Source organism: Mammaliicoccus lentus, from assembly GCF_947036595.1.
Taxonomy (GTDB): domain Bacteria; phylum Bacillota; class Bacilli; order Staphylococcales; family Staphylococcaceae; genus Mammaliicoccus; species Mammaliicoccus lentus.
In genome coordinates this window covers 1,261,516-1,277,575 of the sequence record NZ_OX344834.1, presented here as the reverse complement: position 1 = coordinate 1,277,575, position 16,060 = coordinate 1,261,516, and the positions used below count along the sequence as shown (strand labels likewise).

Annotated in this window: 15 protein-coding genes, 1 pseudogene and 1 other annotated feature; all 16 genes and pseudogenes read right to left on the bottom strand. The window is 31.5% G+C overall.

The features are described from left to right. Window positions 1–10 precede the first annotated feature (10 nt). Window positions 11–1,351, bottom strand: coding sequence for an acetyl-CoA carboxylase biotin carboxylase subunit (locus ACNMOQ_RS06330; RefSeq protein WP_103268850.1), 1,341 nt, complete (start codon window positions 1,349–1,351; stop codon window positions 11–13). A 15-nt stretch (window positions 1,352–1,366) separates the two neighbouring features. Continuing rightward, a complete protein-coding gene (locus ACNMOQ_RS06325) occupies window positions 1,367–1,777 on the bottom strand; it encodes an acetyl-CoA carboxylase biotin carboxyl carrier protein (RefSeq protein ID WP_064211028.1) in 411 nt (136 codons plus the stop codon). Window positions 1,778–1,779: 2 nt separating this feature from the next. Further along, window positions 1,780–2,781, bottom strand: a complete 1,002-nt coding sequence (locus ACNMOQ_RS06320; protein ID WP_416350361.1) for a 5-oxoprolinase subunit C family protein — start codon at window positions 2,779–2,781, stop codon at window positions 1,780–1,782. Next, on the bottom strand, window positions 2,778–3,503 hold the full coding sequence (pxpB, locus tag ACNMOQ_RS06315) for a 5-oxoprolinase subunit PxpB (RefSeq protein ID WP_082894574.1): 726 nt from the start codon (window positions 3,501–3,503) through the stop codon (window positions 2,778–2,780). The genes ACNMOQ_RS06320 and pxpB overlap by 4 nt, the downstream gene beginning before the upstream one ends. A 145-nt stretch (window positions 3,504–3,648) precedes the next feature. Next, window positions 3,649–4,125: a transcription elongation factor GreA gene (gene greA / locus ACNMOQ_RS06310; RefSeq protein WP_016998523.1), complete on the bottom strand. Its 477-nt coding sequence runs from the start codon at window positions 4,123–4,125 to the stop codon at window positions 3,649–3,651. Window positions 4,126–4,154: 29 nt separating this feature from the next. Next, window positions 4,155–4,778: a uridine kinase gene (gene udk, locus ACNMOQ_RS06305; protein ID WP_016998522.1), complete on the bottom strand. Its 624-nt coding sequence runs from the start codon at window positions 4,776–4,778 to the stop codon at window positions 4,155–4,157. After that, complete coding sequence (locus ACNMOQ_RS06300) at window positions 4,778–6,046, bottom strand: peptidase U32 family protein (RefSeq protein ID WP_416350360.1); 1,269 nt, start codon at window positions 6,044–6,046, stop codon at window positions 4,778–4,780. The genes udk and ACNMOQ_RS06300 overlap by 1 nt, the downstream gene beginning before the upstream one ends. Before the next feature lie 23 nt (window positions 6,047–6,069). After that, the gene (locus ACNMOQ_RS06295) at window positions 6,070–6,993 is read right to left on the bottom strand and encodes a peptidase U32 family protein (protein WP_016998520.1); all 924 of its coding nucleotides are present in this window, start codon (window positions 6,991–6,993) and stop codon (window positions 6,070–6,072) included. Then, a pseudogene (locus ACNMOQ_RS06290) lies at window positions 6,990–7,633 on the bottom strand (O-methyltransferase). Before ACNMOQ_RS06290 ends, ACNMOQ_RS06295 begins: the two are co-directional and overlap by 4 nt. Window positions 7,634–7,823: 190 nt before the next feature. Continuing rightward, window positions 7,824–8,939, bottom strand: a complete 1,116-nt coding sequence (gene mltG / locus ACNMOQ_RS06285; protein WP_416350359.1) for an endolytic transglycosylase MltG — start codon at window positions 8,937–8,939, stop codon at window positions 7,824–7,826. A gap of 84 nt (window positions 8,940–9,023) precedes the next feature. Then, a complete protein-coding gene (locus ACNMOQ_RS06280) occupies window positions 9,024–9,329 on the bottom strand; it encodes a DUF1292 domain-containing protein (protein WP_016998517.1) in 306 nt (101 codons plus the stop codon). Between the two features lie 22 nt (window positions 9,330–9,351). Continuing rightward, window positions 9,352–9,780, bottom strand: a complete 429-nt coding sequence (gene ruvX / locus ACNMOQ_RS06275; protein WP_016998516.1) for a Holliday junction resolvase RuvX — start codon at window positions 9,778–9,780, stop codon at window positions 9,352–9,354. Next, window positions 9,773–10,042, bottom strand: a complete 270-nt coding sequence (locus tag ACNMOQ_RS06270; protein ID WP_016998515.1) for an IreB family regulatory phosphoprotein — start codon at window positions 10,040–10,042, stop codon at window positions 9,773–9,775. Before ACNMOQ_RS06270 ends, ruvX begins: the two co-directional genes overlap by 8 nt. A 67-nt stretch (window positions 10,043–10,109) precedes the next feature. Then, window positions 10,110–12,740, bottom strand: a complete 2,631-nt coding sequence (gene alaS / locus ACNMOQ_RS06265) for an alanine--tRNA ligase (RefSeq protein ID WP_416350358.1) — start codon at window positions 12,738–12,740, stop codon at window positions 10,110–10,112. Window positions 12,741–12,782: 42 nt separating this feature from the next. Beyond that, window positions 12,783–12,950, bottom strand: a binding site (T-box leader). 38 nt (window positions 12,951–12,988) lie between these two features. Further along, complete coding sequence (gene recD2 / locus ACNMOQ_RS06260; protein ID WP_016998513.1) at window positions 12,989–15,361, bottom strand: SF1B family DNA helicase RecD2; 2,373 nt, start codon at window positions 15,359–15,361, stop codon at window positions 12,989–12,991. A gap of 2 nt (window positions 15,362–15,363) precedes the next feature. After that, complete coding sequence (locus ACNMOQ_RS06255) at window positions 15,364–16,029, bottom strand: tetratricopeptide repeat protein (protein WP_103268857.1); 666 nt, start codon at window positions 16,027–16,029, stop codon at window positions 15,364–15,366. Window positions 16,030–16,060: the final 31 nt, after the last annotated feature.

Here is a 16,060-nt window from a genome sequence, read left to right as displayed (position 1 = left end):
CCCATCTCCTTTATACTATTTTATGTTCATGTAAGAATTTAATTGTTATATCATTGTCTATGTATGGTTGATAACTTAAGACTCGATACAAGAAGTCTAATGTAGTAGGAAATCCTTCTATTACAGTCTCTTCAAGCGTACCTTTCATTTTTTCTATAGCTTCTTGACGATTAGCCCCTTTAACAAGTATTTTAGCAACTAATGAATCATAATAAGGCGGTATTTCATAGCCATTATATAACATGCTATCTATTCTTGTATTAAATCCATTAGGTAAGTGAAGCGCATTCACTTTACCAGCAGCCGGTCTAAATTTCTTCTCAGGATCCTCTGCATTAATTCGACATTCAATAACATGTCCATTAAAATTAATATCTTCTTGTTTGATTTTTAAATGTTCACCATTAGCCATTAATATCTGTTGTTTAATTAAATCAATATCAGTTAATAGTTCTGTGACAGTATGTTCTACTTGAATTCTTGTATTCATTTCTAAGAAATAATAACCATCATCTGTCAATAAAAATTCAATTGTTCCTGCCCCTTCATAATCACAAGCTAATGCAGCTTTTACAGCATCTTCATGTAGTGAATCTCGTGTGTCTTTGTCTAAGGCCGCACAAGGTGCTTCTTCTATTAATTTTTGGTTCTTTCTTTGTATAGAACAATCTCTTTCACCTAAATGGACAGCTTCTTTATGTTTACTTCCTAAAACTTGTACTTCCACATGTCTTGCTTTATCTATAAATGCTTCGATATATACTCGTTTATCATTAAAATATTTTTCACCTTCAGATTGTGCTTCTTTAAAATATTTTTCTACTTCGGTTTCATCATTTACGATTCGAATACCTTTACCACCACCACCGCTGGCAGCTTTAATCACAAATGGATAATTAATTTCTTTAGCTATGTTTTTTGCATCAGCGACATCTGTAACCTCCCCAATAGATCCTGGGATAATTGGTACATCAGCATTATACATTGTTTCTCTAGCTTTAATTTTATCTCCCATCAAATCCATAGTGCTATAACTTGGACCTACAAATATAAGATTTTCTTCGTCTACTCTTTTTCTAAATGTAGTTGATTCAGATAAAAAGCCATAACCAGGATGTATTGCCTCAGCTTTACTCATTCTACATGCTTCTAAAATACGCTCGATATCCAAATAACTGTCTATAGATTGATTGGGTCCAATACAATACGCTTCATCTGCTAATTGTACATGTAAACTATCTTTATCTGCTTCTGAATAAATAGCTATGGTTGTGATGTTCATCATCCTACAAGTCCTGATAATTCTAACAGCAATTTCTCCTCTATTAGCTATTAATAAACGTTTAATCATTACAATTCCCCTTTTTTACTTTAATGTAAAGATTGTTTGTCCGTATTCAACTGGTTCTCCATGGTCAATATGTATTTCTTCAATAACGCCATCTTCATCACTCGTTATTTCATTAAGAACTTTCATCGATTCTATATATCCTACTACTTGTCCTTTGTTTACTTTATCTCCTATATTAACTAATGGATTAGATAACGTTTCTTCATCTTGAAGATAAAAAGTACCAATAATTTCAGCATTTATAGATTTTGGTTCAGATTCTTCATTAGTATTTTGTTTAGTTGTTTCTTTAGGTTGTTGTACTACTTCTGAATTATGAGAATTTAAATCTAATTCAACTTGAAACTGTTCTTCTTTATATTTCATATAAGGAATATCATTCGTTTTCATTAAATTGATTAATTGTTCTACTTTTTCTATACTCATTTTTATTTCCCCTTTATTAATTGTCCTAATTTTTTAGATTTAGGTCTAATAAAATCTAATGATTTGAATTTTTTAATCTTTATTAGGTCTAAATCACGTTTCACCTTGTTTGAATATTCTTTGTATGATTCATTGGCTTCTTCGACTGAAATCCATTTAAATGTTATTTCATCATTTGCCTTTAATTGAGACAATCTTTCTCTGCCCACGAAACTAACTGTAGCTATCTTAGTGTAGCCACCTATTGTTTGTCTGTCGTTTAGAAGAATAATAGGTTGACCATTGCTTGGTATTTGGACGCTACCAGGTGCAATTGGTTCAGATATAATATCCGCACTATCCAGATGTTCTAAGTTAGATTCTCCGATTATTCGATAGCCCATCCTATCTGACATATCCGAAATCTTATAAACTTGTTCTGTTAATAACCTTTTTGAAGCATCAGTAAACTGGTCGAATTGTAACCCTTTTATTATTGGTATAATATATTTTTCCTCGTCTTCTTCAACATTAAACTTATTACCTATTACGTCTTGGTTTAAATTTTTATCTTTAAAGCTTAAAGTGTCACCAGACTTTAATGTTCTACCTTTGTACCCACCTATACCACTACGTGTATGAGTTGATAAACTACCTAAAATAGGATCAATATTCAACAATTTATGAAATGCTAAATATCCTCTTGTTCCTTTAGTGATTTGCTTAATATTTAAAACTTGACCTTTATCTACAAAAATTGCAGCATTTACCGGTACAGTTAAATTATCTAAATATATTTCAGCGTCATATGCGACAAATGTAATAATGTTTGATTCTGAAAATTTCAATGTCGGACCATTTAAAGTAACTTCTAACACAGCTGAATTTTCATTATCTACCAATGCAGTAGCTAATTTATAAAAATATTGATTCATAACGCCAGCAACTGAAAAACCATCTTTTTCATGTTTATACCTACCTAAATCTTGTACTGTTGTAAACAACCCAGGTTTTATTACTTTCATCTCACTTCACCAACTAACTGATTATAATCATACGTACCATCTAATATCTCTTTCTCAATTTTGTTATAAGTTTCTTCGTCTATTGATTCAAAAGAAATATAGTCTCCAGCTTCATATAAAATCATTGGATTACGATTTAAATTAAATACATCTATAGGTGTCCTACCGATAATTTGCCATCCCCCTGGAGATTCTTTAGGGTATAAACCAGTTTGGTTATTAGCAATCCCAACAGATCCGGCTGCAATTTTCTTTCTCGGTGTTTCCTTCCTCGGTGTATGTATTTTCTTGTCTAATCCACCTAAAAATGGAAATCCTGGTAAAAATCCTATAGCATATATTAAATATTGCCCACCAGTGTGAATATTAATAACATCCTCTTTTGTTATATTTGCATGATCTGCAACTACATTTAAGTCCGGTCCATATTGCTCCCCATAAACAACTGGTAATGTAATGCACTTTTTAGATTGGTTAGATGATTTTTTAGTTTTTTCTATTTCGTTTAATTTCAAGTCTTCTAACAATTGCTCATATGTAAAATTCAAACCATCAAACTCAACCATAATAGAATTATACGAAGTTGTAACACTTAGTACACCTGGATGATTTAATTCTTCTAGTTGCATAGCTAAAAATGAAATTTTTTCTTTTACATCAGGATTAATTTCATTTTTATCATAAATCATGAAATGTGTTTCGCTAATCGCTTTTATATTCAATTTTACACCCCTTTTATTAGCCATAATAATCAGACTATTTAAATTAATACTTCACTATAATAACATGAATTAAATCAAAACAAAAAGGCTGTTTATACATTTAATGGAAATGCGTAAACAGCCTTTTTATATTTTGTAAAAATATTTAGTCTATTTTTACTATTTTAACTTTCATTTCATTACCATTTGGTAATGGAACATTTACTTCTTGATTTAATTTTTTACCTATTAATGCTTTAGCAATTGGAGATTCGTTAGAAATTTTACCTTCAAATGGGTCTGCTTCAGCTGAACCTACTATTTTGTAACTTTCTTCTTCGTCGCCTGGTATTTCTGTAAAAGTAACTGTTCTACCAATTTGAATTTCATTTTTAGCGCCATTATCTTCGATAATTTGAGCGTGACGAATCATATTTTCTATTTTTTGAATTTCTTGTTCAATAAAGCCTTGCTCATCTTTTGCTGCATCGTATTCTGAATTCTCAGATAAGTCACCAAAGCTACGAGCAACTTTTATTTTTTCAACGACTTCTGGTCGTTTAACTGTTTTTAATTCTTCTAATTCTTGTTCTAATTTTTCAAAACCTTCCTGTGTCATAGGAAATTCTTTTTGTGTTTCCATTCTTCCATCTTCCTTTACTTTGTAATTATTTAGATATTTTGGACTAATGATTGAATCTTAGTCGTCATGATGTCTATTGCAACCTTATTACTACCACCTTCAGGGATAATGATGTCTGCATATTTTTTTGTAGGTTCTATAAATTGAATATGCATAGGTCTAACAACTGATAGGTATTGATCTATTACTGAATCCATTGTACGTCCACGCTCTTTAATATCTCTCGTTAAACGTCGAAGTATTCTAAGATCAGCGTCAGTATCAACATAAATCTTAACATCCATCAAATCTCTTAAATCTTCATTTTCTAAAGCGAATATACCTTCAAGTATAATTACGTCTTTAGGTTCGAACCTAATTGTCTTATCACTTCTAGTATGATTTGAATAATCATAAGTTGGAACTTCAATTACATTTCCCTCTTTAAGATTTTTTAAATCATTCACTAACCTTTCGTTATCGAAAGCAAATGGATGATCATAATTTGTCTTCAACCTATCTTCAAAAGACATATGTGATTGATCTTTATAATAGTAATCTTGTTCAATTAAAGCAACACTATATCCATCTAAATCTTTCATTATCTCGGATGTTACAGAAGTTTTCCCTGAACCAGAACCCCCTGCAATACCTATTATTGTTGTCTTTCCCATCAAACTAATCCCTTTCTCATCATATTATTTGGGTATATTGGATGATCCACTTTAATTTGTATTATTTGTAGTGGATGTCTCGCTGCATCTAATTCCACGCCATCTTCGTCATATATTTTATCAATAACTTGTGTGAAATTATCAATTTCAGGTCCAAAGAATTCAATTTTCTGACCAGGCTTAAAATAATTTCTTTGTTGAATAGTTGCAATTTGTGATTCTGGGTCATAGTCTATCACTAAACCACAAAAATCAAAAGGTGTTTTTTTATTTGCTTCGCGGCCAAACATTTGCTCTTCAAAATGAGGGACACCTTCAAAGAATGCTGGAGCTGTATCTCTATTAGCACATTTATCAAGTTCAACTAACCATTCTGGATCAATTTTAAAGTTCTCTGGATCTTCAGCGTAGCTATCGATAACTTTTCTATAAACGGATACAACTGTTGCGATATAGTGCATAGGTTTCATACGACCTTCAATTTTTAAAGAATCAATACCGATGTCCATCATTTTAGGTATAGATTCGATTAATTTCAAGTCTTTTGGACTCATTGCAAACGGTGTAGTATCTTCATCGCCAAAATAAGGCTCTAATTCGCCATCTTCTTCAACTGTTATTAAATCATAATCCCAACGGCAACTTTGACAACAACCACCTCTATTTGAGTCTCTCGCTGTCATATGATTACTTAATGTACATCTGCCAGAGTATGCAATACACATAGCACCGTGGATGAAAGTTTCTATTTCAATATCTACTTTTTCTTTCATTTCACGCATTTCTTCAGCACTAGTTTCACGAGCTAACACTACTCTTTCTAAGCCTTCTTCTTTCCAATATTGAACAGCGCGATAATTAGATAATGACTGTTGTGTACTTAAATGAATTTCTAAATTAGGCGCAACACGTTTACATGTTTCAATAATAAGTGGATCGGCAACTATTATGCCATGAGCACCTGTATTACTTAATCCTTTTAAGTAATCTTCCAAGCCTGGAATATTCTCATCATGAGCAAATATGTTTGTCGTAACGTATATTTTAGCACCATATTTATCAGCAAACTGAACACCTTCAGCTATCTCTTCCATAGTGAAATTATCAGCATTAGATCTCAACCCATATTCTTGTCCACCTAAAAAGACAGCGTCTGCACCATAATGGACAGCAATTTTTAATTTTTCTAAATTGCCTGCAGGTGCTAGTAATTCTGGTTTTTTCAATTTTGATTTACGACTAGCGCCAATAGGTTCTAATACTTTCATTTTAATCATTCCTTTAATCTAACTTAGTAAACTGTTTGTTTAAATAAGAAACCTTGATCCATTGGACGATGATCTTTTTGAACATCTTCAATAGGCTCTAATAACATAAATTTTTCATCTTCATACAATTCTGGGTCTTCGTTATATAAATCGATGGCTTGTCTATACTGCTCTGTAGCTACATTTATATATTCTTCTGTTTGTAAAACACCATCAATTTTTAAACTGTCAATATTTGCTTCTAATAGCTCTTCTAAGTCTTCAATTAAACAAATATCATTAGGACTCATAATATGCGTACCATTGCTATCTTCATAAATTGGATATTTATTACTTCGTTCTTCATCATACAATAGCATATCTTTATTTTCTTTTCTGTTTTCTATCTTCATTACTTTATCTTGATACATAAAGTAATTACCTAGCAGTTTACGTTTAGATTGGAACATACATGTCATTCCATGAACTTGCACTTCTATTTCCACATTGCTGTTTTTCTTTATTTCGATTACTTCTTCTATGCTTAGTTCACGTGCAAGAACTGCTCTATTAGCACCGCGTTCTCCCCAATAATTACATTGGAAATGATTTGTGACAATAGTTTCAGCATTCCAATTTAAAGGTATTGGGTTCTCTTGTTCTTTTACTGCCATCAATACTGCAGGATCTCCAAAAATAATGCGGTCAACGTTTAATTCATGTAATAAATCAATATATGCTTCTAGATCAGCTATATGTTCATTATGAAAAATAGCATTTACAGCTACATATGCTTTTTTACCATGTTCATGAATAATTTTAATAGCCTCACGTAATTCTGGTTCTTTAAATTCTCCTGCTAGTCTTAAGCCAAATTTTTCTTCACCAATGACAAACGCATCTGCACCTAATTCAATTAAAGTCTCAATGTGGTTGATTGACTTAGGCGTAACTAGTAATTCTGTCATACTTCTAACTCCTTTTTAGAAATAGCTATGCCATCTCCTACGTTCATTAAAGTTGTCTTATAGTCTTTGCGATTTATTAACCACTCATTATAATTTTTAACTTTTTTAACCATTTGTCTTACATTTCTACTTCTAACAATATCGATATCACTTACAAATCCATGATATAAAATATTATCAGTAATAATGACCCCATCATTTTTTAAAATGGCTCATATAGCTCGAAAAACTTTTGTGATTGAGCCTTAGCTGCATCAATAAATATCATATCAAATTTAATTTCATTTGGAATGAATTTTTCTGCTTTTAAAGCATCAGCGAAAATGGGATTAACTTGATTTTCAAAACCATATTGTTTTATATTGCGAGCAGCTAGCTCATACATTTCTTCATTTCTTTCAATAGTCCAAACTTTAATATCGTTATGACATGAAGCGAAATGCATTGCACTATATCCAATAGCTGTACCAATTTCTAAAATATTTTTAGCTTCTTTTATTCTAATAATTTGTTTTACAAATTCGGTCGATATCTTATCCATAATTGGGACATTATGTTGAGCAGCATACGGTCTCAAATCATCAATTTGAGATGAGTTTTGAAATAACAATTGTTCAATATACTCTATATCTTTATCCATGTCATGACTTCCTTACACTTGAATATAATAAAAAACCCAACTAGTTTATATAACTAGTTAGTATGTCTCACTCATTTATTTATATGGTTTTATAAACATTAGATATTTTATCACATAATGACATAAATAGTAAGAGTAAATTTAAAACAAGAACGCTTATAATCAGTTTCAGCGTTCTTGCTTTAATATTTTATTTAGATTGGTTTTCTTTTTGTTCTTTTAAACTAGATGAGAATAATACTTTACCACTATTGTTTTTTGTAAAATAATAGTAATCCGTATCTGGTGGATTAATTGTTGTACTAGCTGTTTCTTCAGAAATATTGCTTATTGATCCAATTGGAATACCCTTGTGTGTATAAGAGTTATATTTCGAGTCATTATTAAAGTCACTTTCTGACAAATCCTCATTTGGTTCTTTTCTAACTGCATATCTAACAGTCGCGTCAGAATCTAAAGCACTTTGCGGGTTATTTTCTATTCTGTTTATTAATAACGAAATATATCTTGATTTGTCAGTTATCTTCTTCATTTCCGACTCAACTATTGAAGATAATGTCATATATTCATGGAATGTAATTTCAGTTTCTTGGTAGTTTTTTGTTATCTTAAAAGCACCATTGTCTTTATATTTCTTAAATGTAGTGTCATAAGTATTCTTCAACATTTCATCTATAATATCATCTAATGATACATCACTTTCTGAATATTGATATGTATTCGGAGCTAAATACCCTTCTAAAGGATATCTAATATCTTTATTCATTATCTCGTCAGTTAACATGTCAGGATATTTTTTTTGGAATTTCTTTATGTAGTCTCTATCCCGCATTTTCTTCTTAAAAGTTTCTCTTGATATTGAAGTGTTCTCTTCTACTACTCCCGCTATTAGTTCAATTGTAGAACCTTCTTTTATTTCAAATTGAACAGCAGTTTTTAAATAAACTTTACCAGATTCTAAACTTTTCGCTATTTCTTTGAGCGTCATAGATGGCGAAAACTTATATTCACCTGCTTGAAAGCTAGAAATATTATTTAATTTTAAATAATATTTGAATGTCGTAGCGTTTCTTATAATATTTTTATCTGCAAGTTGGTGACTTAACGTTTCAGTCGTAGTATTTGGATTAACAGTTATGATGATTTTTTCATTGCTGTCAGCATTTACTGGTCTCGTATTTACTCCTGCAACAATTAACCCTATTAAAACTGTTAGTATAAATAATAAGAAAAGGATGACTAAAATCGTTAAACTTATATACTTAGATAACAACCTTGCATCTTTATAAATACTATTTTTCTTCATAAGCCACTTTTACTCCTTAGATAAATAAATTGTCCCTAATGATTATATCACATTAGGGACAAAGTGTACTATTACAAGTGAAGTTTAGATATCATCCATTTCAGTGTTTACGATTTCTTCAATCATATCCCACTCTTCATCTGTTTCAACTGGTAATAATTTTCCGCCTTCACCGTCATCATTAGCTTCATTAATCATTGGAATCAGTTCAATTTCTTCGTCTTGATCCGAACCTTCTTCTGCTAAGATGATATATTCTTTTTTGAATTCAGGATGGTAGAATTCTAACACTTTACGATAAAGAACTTCGTTATTATTCTCATCGATTAAAGTTAGTAATTCCTCTTCGTTATTAATTTCTAAATGTCCTTCATGATTTTGTTCACTCATTATTAATTCTCCTCTGTATGCGTTATTTAATAGAATCCAAATAACCTTGTAATATAAATACTGCAGCCATTTTATCTATTACTTTTTTTCTTTTTTTACGAGATACGTCCGCTTCAAGTAATGTTCGTTCAGCGCCGACAGTACTTAATCTTTCATCCCACAATTTCAACTTCAAATCAGGTCTTTTCTTCTCTAATAATTCTTTAAAGTAGATGGAAGCTTCACCACGTGGGCCGATTGAATTATTCATATTCTTAGGCAATCCAATAATGACAGTGTCAACATCATATTGATCTATAATTTTGATTAATTCATCAAAGCCAAAATCTTCTGTTTCTTCGTTAATTTGGAGTGTATCGATACCTTGAGCTGTCCATCCCATAGCGTCACTTACAGCTACACCTATAGTCTTACTTCCAACGTCTAAACCAATTATCCTCTTGTTAAGCATTGAATTCATTTTCTTGCTTTAAATAAGTTGATACTAGTTCTTCCATTATATCATCTCTGTCTAAGCGTCTTATTTGATTTCTAGCTTCATTGTGTCTAGGGATATACGCAGGATCACCAGAAAGTAAATATCCAACAATTTGATTCACTGGATTATATCCTCTTTCTTCTAAAGTGCGATAAACATTTTGTAGTACTGTTTTGACATCTTCTTTTGGAAATTCATCATAATTAAATTTCATTGTTTTATCAAAATTATTCATCTTTTTTTACACTCCTTAACTCCATTAACTTAGTATTAATTATATCATATTCCTTTAATACTTAAAATTATAGAGTTTTAATGTAGTTTTTAACAAACTGTAATGCTTCTGTTACTTTGGAAGGATCAGTACCGCCACCTTGTGCCATATCAGGACGACCGCCACCTTTACCATTTGTAATTTGAGCAGCTTCTTTAATGATATCTCCTGCTTTAACTTTATCTGTTAATGATTTTGGAACTGAAGCTACTAATGATACTTTTTCGCCGTTAACACTTGCTAACAACAATACGGTATCTTGCATTTTTGATTTATAGTCATCCATAATTGTTCTCAATACTTTTGGATTTTCTGCTTCAACTTGTGTAGACAATACTTTTATACCGTTAATTTCTTCTACACTTTCTTCAATATTACCTGTTTTTAAATCCGTAATAACTTTATTTTTATGTTGAAGTTCTTTTTCTAAGTCTTTAATTTGTTGTTGAATTTGATCGATTTTTTCTATTGTTCTATCTTGCTCTTTTACTTTAACATGACTCATTACATCGTTAAGAATTTGCTCTGTTTCTTTTAATGTTTCGTATGCTACCTTGCCAGTTACTGCTTCTATTCTTCTTACACCTGCACCAGTACCTGATTCTGAAACGATTTTAAACAATCCAATTTCGCTTGTGTTTTGGACATGTATACCACCACAAAGCTCAATAGAGAATGGCGACATATCTACAACGCGTACAATATCACCGTATTTTTCACCGAATAATGCCATTGCACCTTTTTCTTTAGCTTTATCGATAGACATTTCTTCAATTTGGACTGCAATGTTTTCCCAAATTTTTTCGTTCACTATTTGCTCTATTTGTTCTAATTCTTCAGCAGTTACTTGTCCAAAGTGAGAGAAATCAAATCTTAATCTTTCGCTTTCAACTAATGAACCAGCTTGGTTAACATGATTTCCTAATACTTCTTTTAATGCTGCATGTAATAAATGGGTAGCAGAATGATTTTTTGTAATACTTCTTCTTTCATCTTTATTTACAAATGCATCAACTGTAGTGCCTACATGAACTTGTCCAAATGTAACATGACCAGTGTGTAAGTTTTGACCATTTGGTGCTTTAGTAACTTCTGTCACTGCAATTTCGAATTGATCATGTCTAATGATTCCTGTATCGGCAACTTGTCCACCAGAAATTGCATAAAATGGCGTTTCTCTTAAAATAAATTGTATCGTTTCTCCACTTTCTGCTTCTTCACATATTTCGCCGTTTAGAATAATATCTGTAATTTCTGTTTGTATTTCTGTTTTATCATAACCAACAAATGTGCTCGGTGTTGTTAATTTACTCAACACTTCATTTTGAACTTGCATAGATTGCGTTTTTTGACGAGCTGCTCTTGCTCTTTCTCTTTGCTGACGCATTTCATCCGCAAAGCCTTCTTCATCTATTGATATACCTTCTTGAGTTGTGATTTCTTCTGTTAACTCAATTGGGAAACCGTAAGTATCATAAAGTTTAAATGCATCTGAACCTGATAATATATGATTATTCTCTTTAGCTTTAAGCATCATCGTGTTAAGAATCGCAAGACCTTCTTCTAAAGTTTCATGGAAACGGTCTTCTTCTGATTTAACTACTTTCTTGATGAAATCGCTTTGTTCTTTTACATTTGGATAGTATGGTTCCATTATTTCTGCAACAATATCAACTAGTTTATATAAGAAAGGTTCATTAATTTTTAAACTTTGGCTAAAACGTACTGCTCTTCTTAATAACCTTCTTAATACGTATCCACGACCTTCGTTAGCAGGTAGTGCGCCATCACTAATAGCAAAACTAATCGTTCTAATATGATCAGAAATAACTTTGAATGCTGTATCTTGTTCTTTATTTTCTCGATATTTCAAACCACTAATAAGTTCTACTTGTTCAATAATTGGAATAAATAAATCAGTATCATAGTTTGTTGGAACATCTTGAGCAATAGATGTCATTCTTTCTAGACCCAATCCCGTATCAATATTTTGATTAGGTAATGGTGTATATGTGTGATCACTATTATGGTTAAACTCACTGAATACTAAATTCCAAACTTCTAAGTAACGCTCGTTTTCTCCACCTGGGTACATTTCTTCTTCAGGATCTTCTTGTCCATAGGTTTCACCGCGGTCATAAAAGATTTCAGTATTAGGTCCAGACGGTCCTTCACCTATATCCCAAAAGTTACCTTCGATTCTAATAATTCTACTCTCTTCCAAACCAATCATGTCATGCCACAAATCATAAGCTTCTGTATCTTCTGGATGTATCGTAACGTACAGTTTTTCATGATCCATAGCCATCCAACGTTCGCTTGTTAAAAACTCCCATGCATATTGAATAGCTTCTTTTTTGAAATAGTTACCAATTGAGAAATTACCTAACATTTCAAAGAATGTATGATGTCTTGCTGTAAACCCTACATTTTCAATATCGTTTGTACGAATTGCCTTTTGAGCGTTAACAATTTTAGGATTTTTAGGTATTTCACGGCCATCGAAATATTTCTTCAATGTCGCAACCCCAGAATTTATCCATAATAACGTATCATCATCGATAGGTACTAAAGGTGCTGATGGTTCAACCATATGCCCTTTTTCTACGAAGAAATCAATGTACATCTGTCTTATTTCACTAGCTTTTAAATTTTTCATTCAAATCACTCCTCAAAATAAATAAAAAACGCCCATCCCTAAAAAAGGGACGAACGTATCGCGGTACCACCCTAGTTATGACACAATGTCATCACTTTAAGTTTATTTGATTATAGTTCAAAGAAGCAGCGTTCAATAAATAATGTCATGTTTTTCACCAACCAACATGTCTCTCTAAGCGATTATTTATTTACTCCTCTTCTTTTTGTATTCTATTTGATTATAAGCAGAGTTATTTTGTATGTCAATTATTTCATGAAGTCATAAGGTGTTTTATTTTGCATGTTTATCATTGGATCAACTTCATACATATTTTCTTCTGTCAGTATCAAATTTTTGATTTCAGTTGGTTCCTCTGTATCATCATTACTAAAATACAGTTTAAGTTTTGTATCGAAAGACGTCATACGTCCATTTCCTAATGTTTTAATACCTTGATTAAAAGCATTTTCCTCACCACAGACAACTAAAGACTGTTTTGCTCTTGTTAAACCAGTATATAAAATGTTTTTCTGTAACATTCTAAAGTATTGTCTAACAATAGGCATGATAACAATCGGAAATTCCGAGCCTTGTGATTTATGAATTGAACAACAATATGCATGTGTAACCTCTGATAAATCTTGTTTCGTGTAAGTTATTTCATTTCCCTCATAATCAACGATAATAACATCTTTCCCCAAAGCATTTTCTTCAGCTTTATATACACCTATAACAACACCAATATCACCATTAAACACGTTATCGTCCGGTCTATTAATAAGCTGTAGTACTTTATCCTGTTCACGATACTCTACTTCACCGTATTGTAAAAACCTTGTTTCTTCAGTTTTAGGATTTAAAATGTCTTGAAGTAATTGATTTAACTTATTGATACCTGCTGGACCACGATATATTGGCGCAAGAACTTGAATATCTTGCATATTATATCCTTTTTTAACTGCACCTTGAACAACTTTTTCAACGACTGAAGCAATTTGGTTACTGTTACAACTGATAAATGAGCGGTCATGATGTTTTTCATTAATAGAAACTGGAATATTATTTTTTATTTTATGTGCTAAATCAATGATTGATGAACCTTCTTGTTGCCTATATACTTCTGTTAAGTTCACACGTGGAATGACTTTTGAATCAATTAAATCTTTGAATATTTGACCAGGCCCAACTGAAGGTAATTGATCTTCATCACCTACAAAAATAATTTGCGCATAATCAGGTACTGCTCTTAAAAATTGGTACATTAACCATGTATCAACCATAGACATTTCATCCAATATAATTAAATGAGCATGTATATCATTATCTAATACATCATCAGGTTGAGTATCTTTACTCCAACCTATCAATCTATGGATAGTCATGGCTTCTAAACCAGTTGATTCACTTAATCTTTTAGCTGCTCTTCCTGTTGGAGCTGCTAAAACTATTGGAAAATCAGTTCCTTCTTGATAATCATCATAATCCAAACTAACGCCATGAATTTCAGAATATAGCTCACATATTCCTCTTATAACAGTCGTCTTACCTGTACCAGGACCACCTGTTAATAACATCATTTTATTATTGATGGCTGTTTCGAGTGCATTCTTCTGCCCTTCAGCATAAGAAACGTCATTCATGTCTTCTATTTCACCAATATGAAGTTGTAAATCACTTTTTTCAATTTCTTTTAAATCTTCTTGGTGTTGATACAATCTATGCATAATTTGAACACTTTTAGCTTCTGAGTAATATAAAGATGGCATGAAACAATTATTGTCTTCTATTATAATTTTACTTTCTTCACTCATCTCAACGATAACATCATTAATTTGCTCTTTTGCTACAACTTCAGGTTGGTTATGATTTAATAATTCATATGCACCATTGATTAAAATATCAATCGGTAAAAATGTATGACCGTTTTGTAACGATTGCTGATCTAAATAGTAATTCACACCCGCCACAACACGTTCATTATGGTCTTTTGAAATACCAATTTGTTCAGCGATTTGGTCTGCTCTTTGAAAACCAATACCATTTATATCCATAACTAATCGATAAGGAGACTGTTTTATGATGTTCATTGTTTCTTCTTTATACGTTTGATAAATACTCATGGCTAGTTTAGGTCCAAATCCTAATTCATTTAACTTTATCATTATGCGTTCTATCGCTTGATTTTCTCTTATAGATTCTACTATAGTACTACGTTTTTGTTTGTTTAATTTAGGTATTTCTTCTAATACATCTGGATCATCCAATATTTTTTGTAGTGCATTTTCACCCAATTTATTGACGATTGTCTCTGCAGTTTTCTTACCTATTCCTTTAAATAAATCACTGGACAAATAATGAATGACACCTTGTTTCGTTTGAGGTAATTCTTTCTCGAAAGTGTCAGCTTGAAGTTGCTTTCCATATTTAGGATGTTCAATAACCTTACCTTTAAAAAGATAAGTTTCACCTTCTACAATTTGAGGAAAGTACCCTACTATAGTGACTTCATGGTCAAAATCTTCATTTGAATCCATCACATCAACTTTTATAACAGTGTAATAGTTATCACTATTTTGAAATAATATTCTAATAACTTCACCTTTAACATGTGAAAGATCAAATAAAGATAAATTTTCCAATGCTAGTCCTCCTCTGACATTTGTTCAAACATTTTAATTGCGTGTCCACTTAATAAATGGTCCGGTTGTATCTCTACTGCTTTATTGAAGTATTGTAACGCTTCTTCAGCATCTTCATTTTTCATATATTTTGCTAATCCTAAATTATATAATGCATCCACATGTTGTGAATCTTTTTCAAGCACATTTTCTAATTGCGTTATGGCTTCTCCAAACATTTCTACTTGGCAAAGTGTTAAACCATATTGAAAAGCTATTTCTAAATCATCTGGTTTTAGTTCATGAGCTCTCATAACGTATGGCATTGCTTCAGTATGTGCTCCTAATTCGTTAAAACACATGCCTAACATAAAGTTAGTATCTGAATCATTTAAACCTTTTTGAATAGCAAATTGATATAATTTAACAGCTTCATCAAATCTTTGTTGATTGTAATATAAATTCGCTAAACTATAATATGCACCACCGTGCTCTTCATTTATAGTAATAGCTTTTTGGAAGAATTTTTCTGCTTTTTCTATTTCATCCGCTTCAGCCAAAATAGTACCCGCATTAATGTAATTCGTCACTTCATTTGGATTCTCTTCTATATTTTCAAATAAACATTTGAGTGCTTCATCAAATTTTTTATTTTCTATTAATTCTACGATTTCATTTTCGTTATGCATGATTTAACTCCTTTTAAATTATCATTGACTA

Bases quoted from the DNA above. Each gene is read 5' to 3' on its own strand.
- ACNMOQ_RS06300 (WP_416350360.1), bottom strand. From the start codon at position 6,046: ATGAAAGTATTAGAACCTATTGGCGCTAGTCGTAAATCAAAATTGAAA.
- ACNMOQ_RS06320 (WP_416350361.1), bottom strand. From the start codon at position 2,781: ATGAAAGTAATAAAACCTGGGTTGTTTACAACAGTACAAGATTTAGGT.
- udk (WP_016998522.1), bottom strand. From the start codon at position 4,778: ATGGGAAAGACAACAATAATAGGTATTGCAGGGGGTTCTGGTTCAGGG.
- alaS (WP_416350358.1), bottom strand. From the start codon at position 12,740: ATGAAAAATTTAAAAGCTAGTGAAATAAGACAGATGTACATTGATTTC.
- ruvX (WP_016998516.1), bottom strand. From the start codon at position 9,780: ATGCTTAACAAGAGGATAATTGGTTTAGACGTTGGAAGTAAGACTATA.
- ACNMOQ_RS06280 (WP_016998517.1), bottom strand. From the start codon at position 9,329: ATGAGTGAACAAAATCATGAAGGACATTTAGAAATTAATAACGAAGAG.
- mltG (WP_416350359.1), bottom strand. From the start codon at position 8,939: ATGAAGAAAAATAGTATTTATAAAGATGCAAGGTTGTTATCTAAGTAT.
- ACNMOQ_RS06325 (WP_064211028.1), bottom strand. From the start codon at position 1,777: ATGAGTATAGAAAAAGTAGAACAATTAATCAATTTAATGAAAACGAAT.
- ACNMOQ_RS06295 (WP_016998520.1), bottom strand. From the start codon at position 6,993: ATGACAGAATTACTAGTTACGCCTAAGTCAATCAACCACATTGAGACT.
- greA (WP_016998523.1), bottom strand. From the start codon at position 4,125: ATGGAAACACAAAAAGAATTTCCTATGACACAGGAAGGTTTTGAAAAA.
- ACNMOQ_RS06255 (WP_103268857.1), bottom strand. From the start codon at position 16,029: ATGCATAACGAAAATGAAATCGTAGAATTAATAGAAAATAAAAAATTT.
- ACNMOQ_RS06330 (WP_103268850.1), bottom strand. From the start codon at position 1,351: ATGATTAAACGTTTATTAATAGCTAATAGAGGAGAAATTGCTGTTAGA.
- ACNMOQ_RS06270 (WP_016998515.1), bottom strand. From the start codon at position 10,042: ATGAATAATTTTGATAAAACAATGAAATTTAATTATGATGAATTTCCA.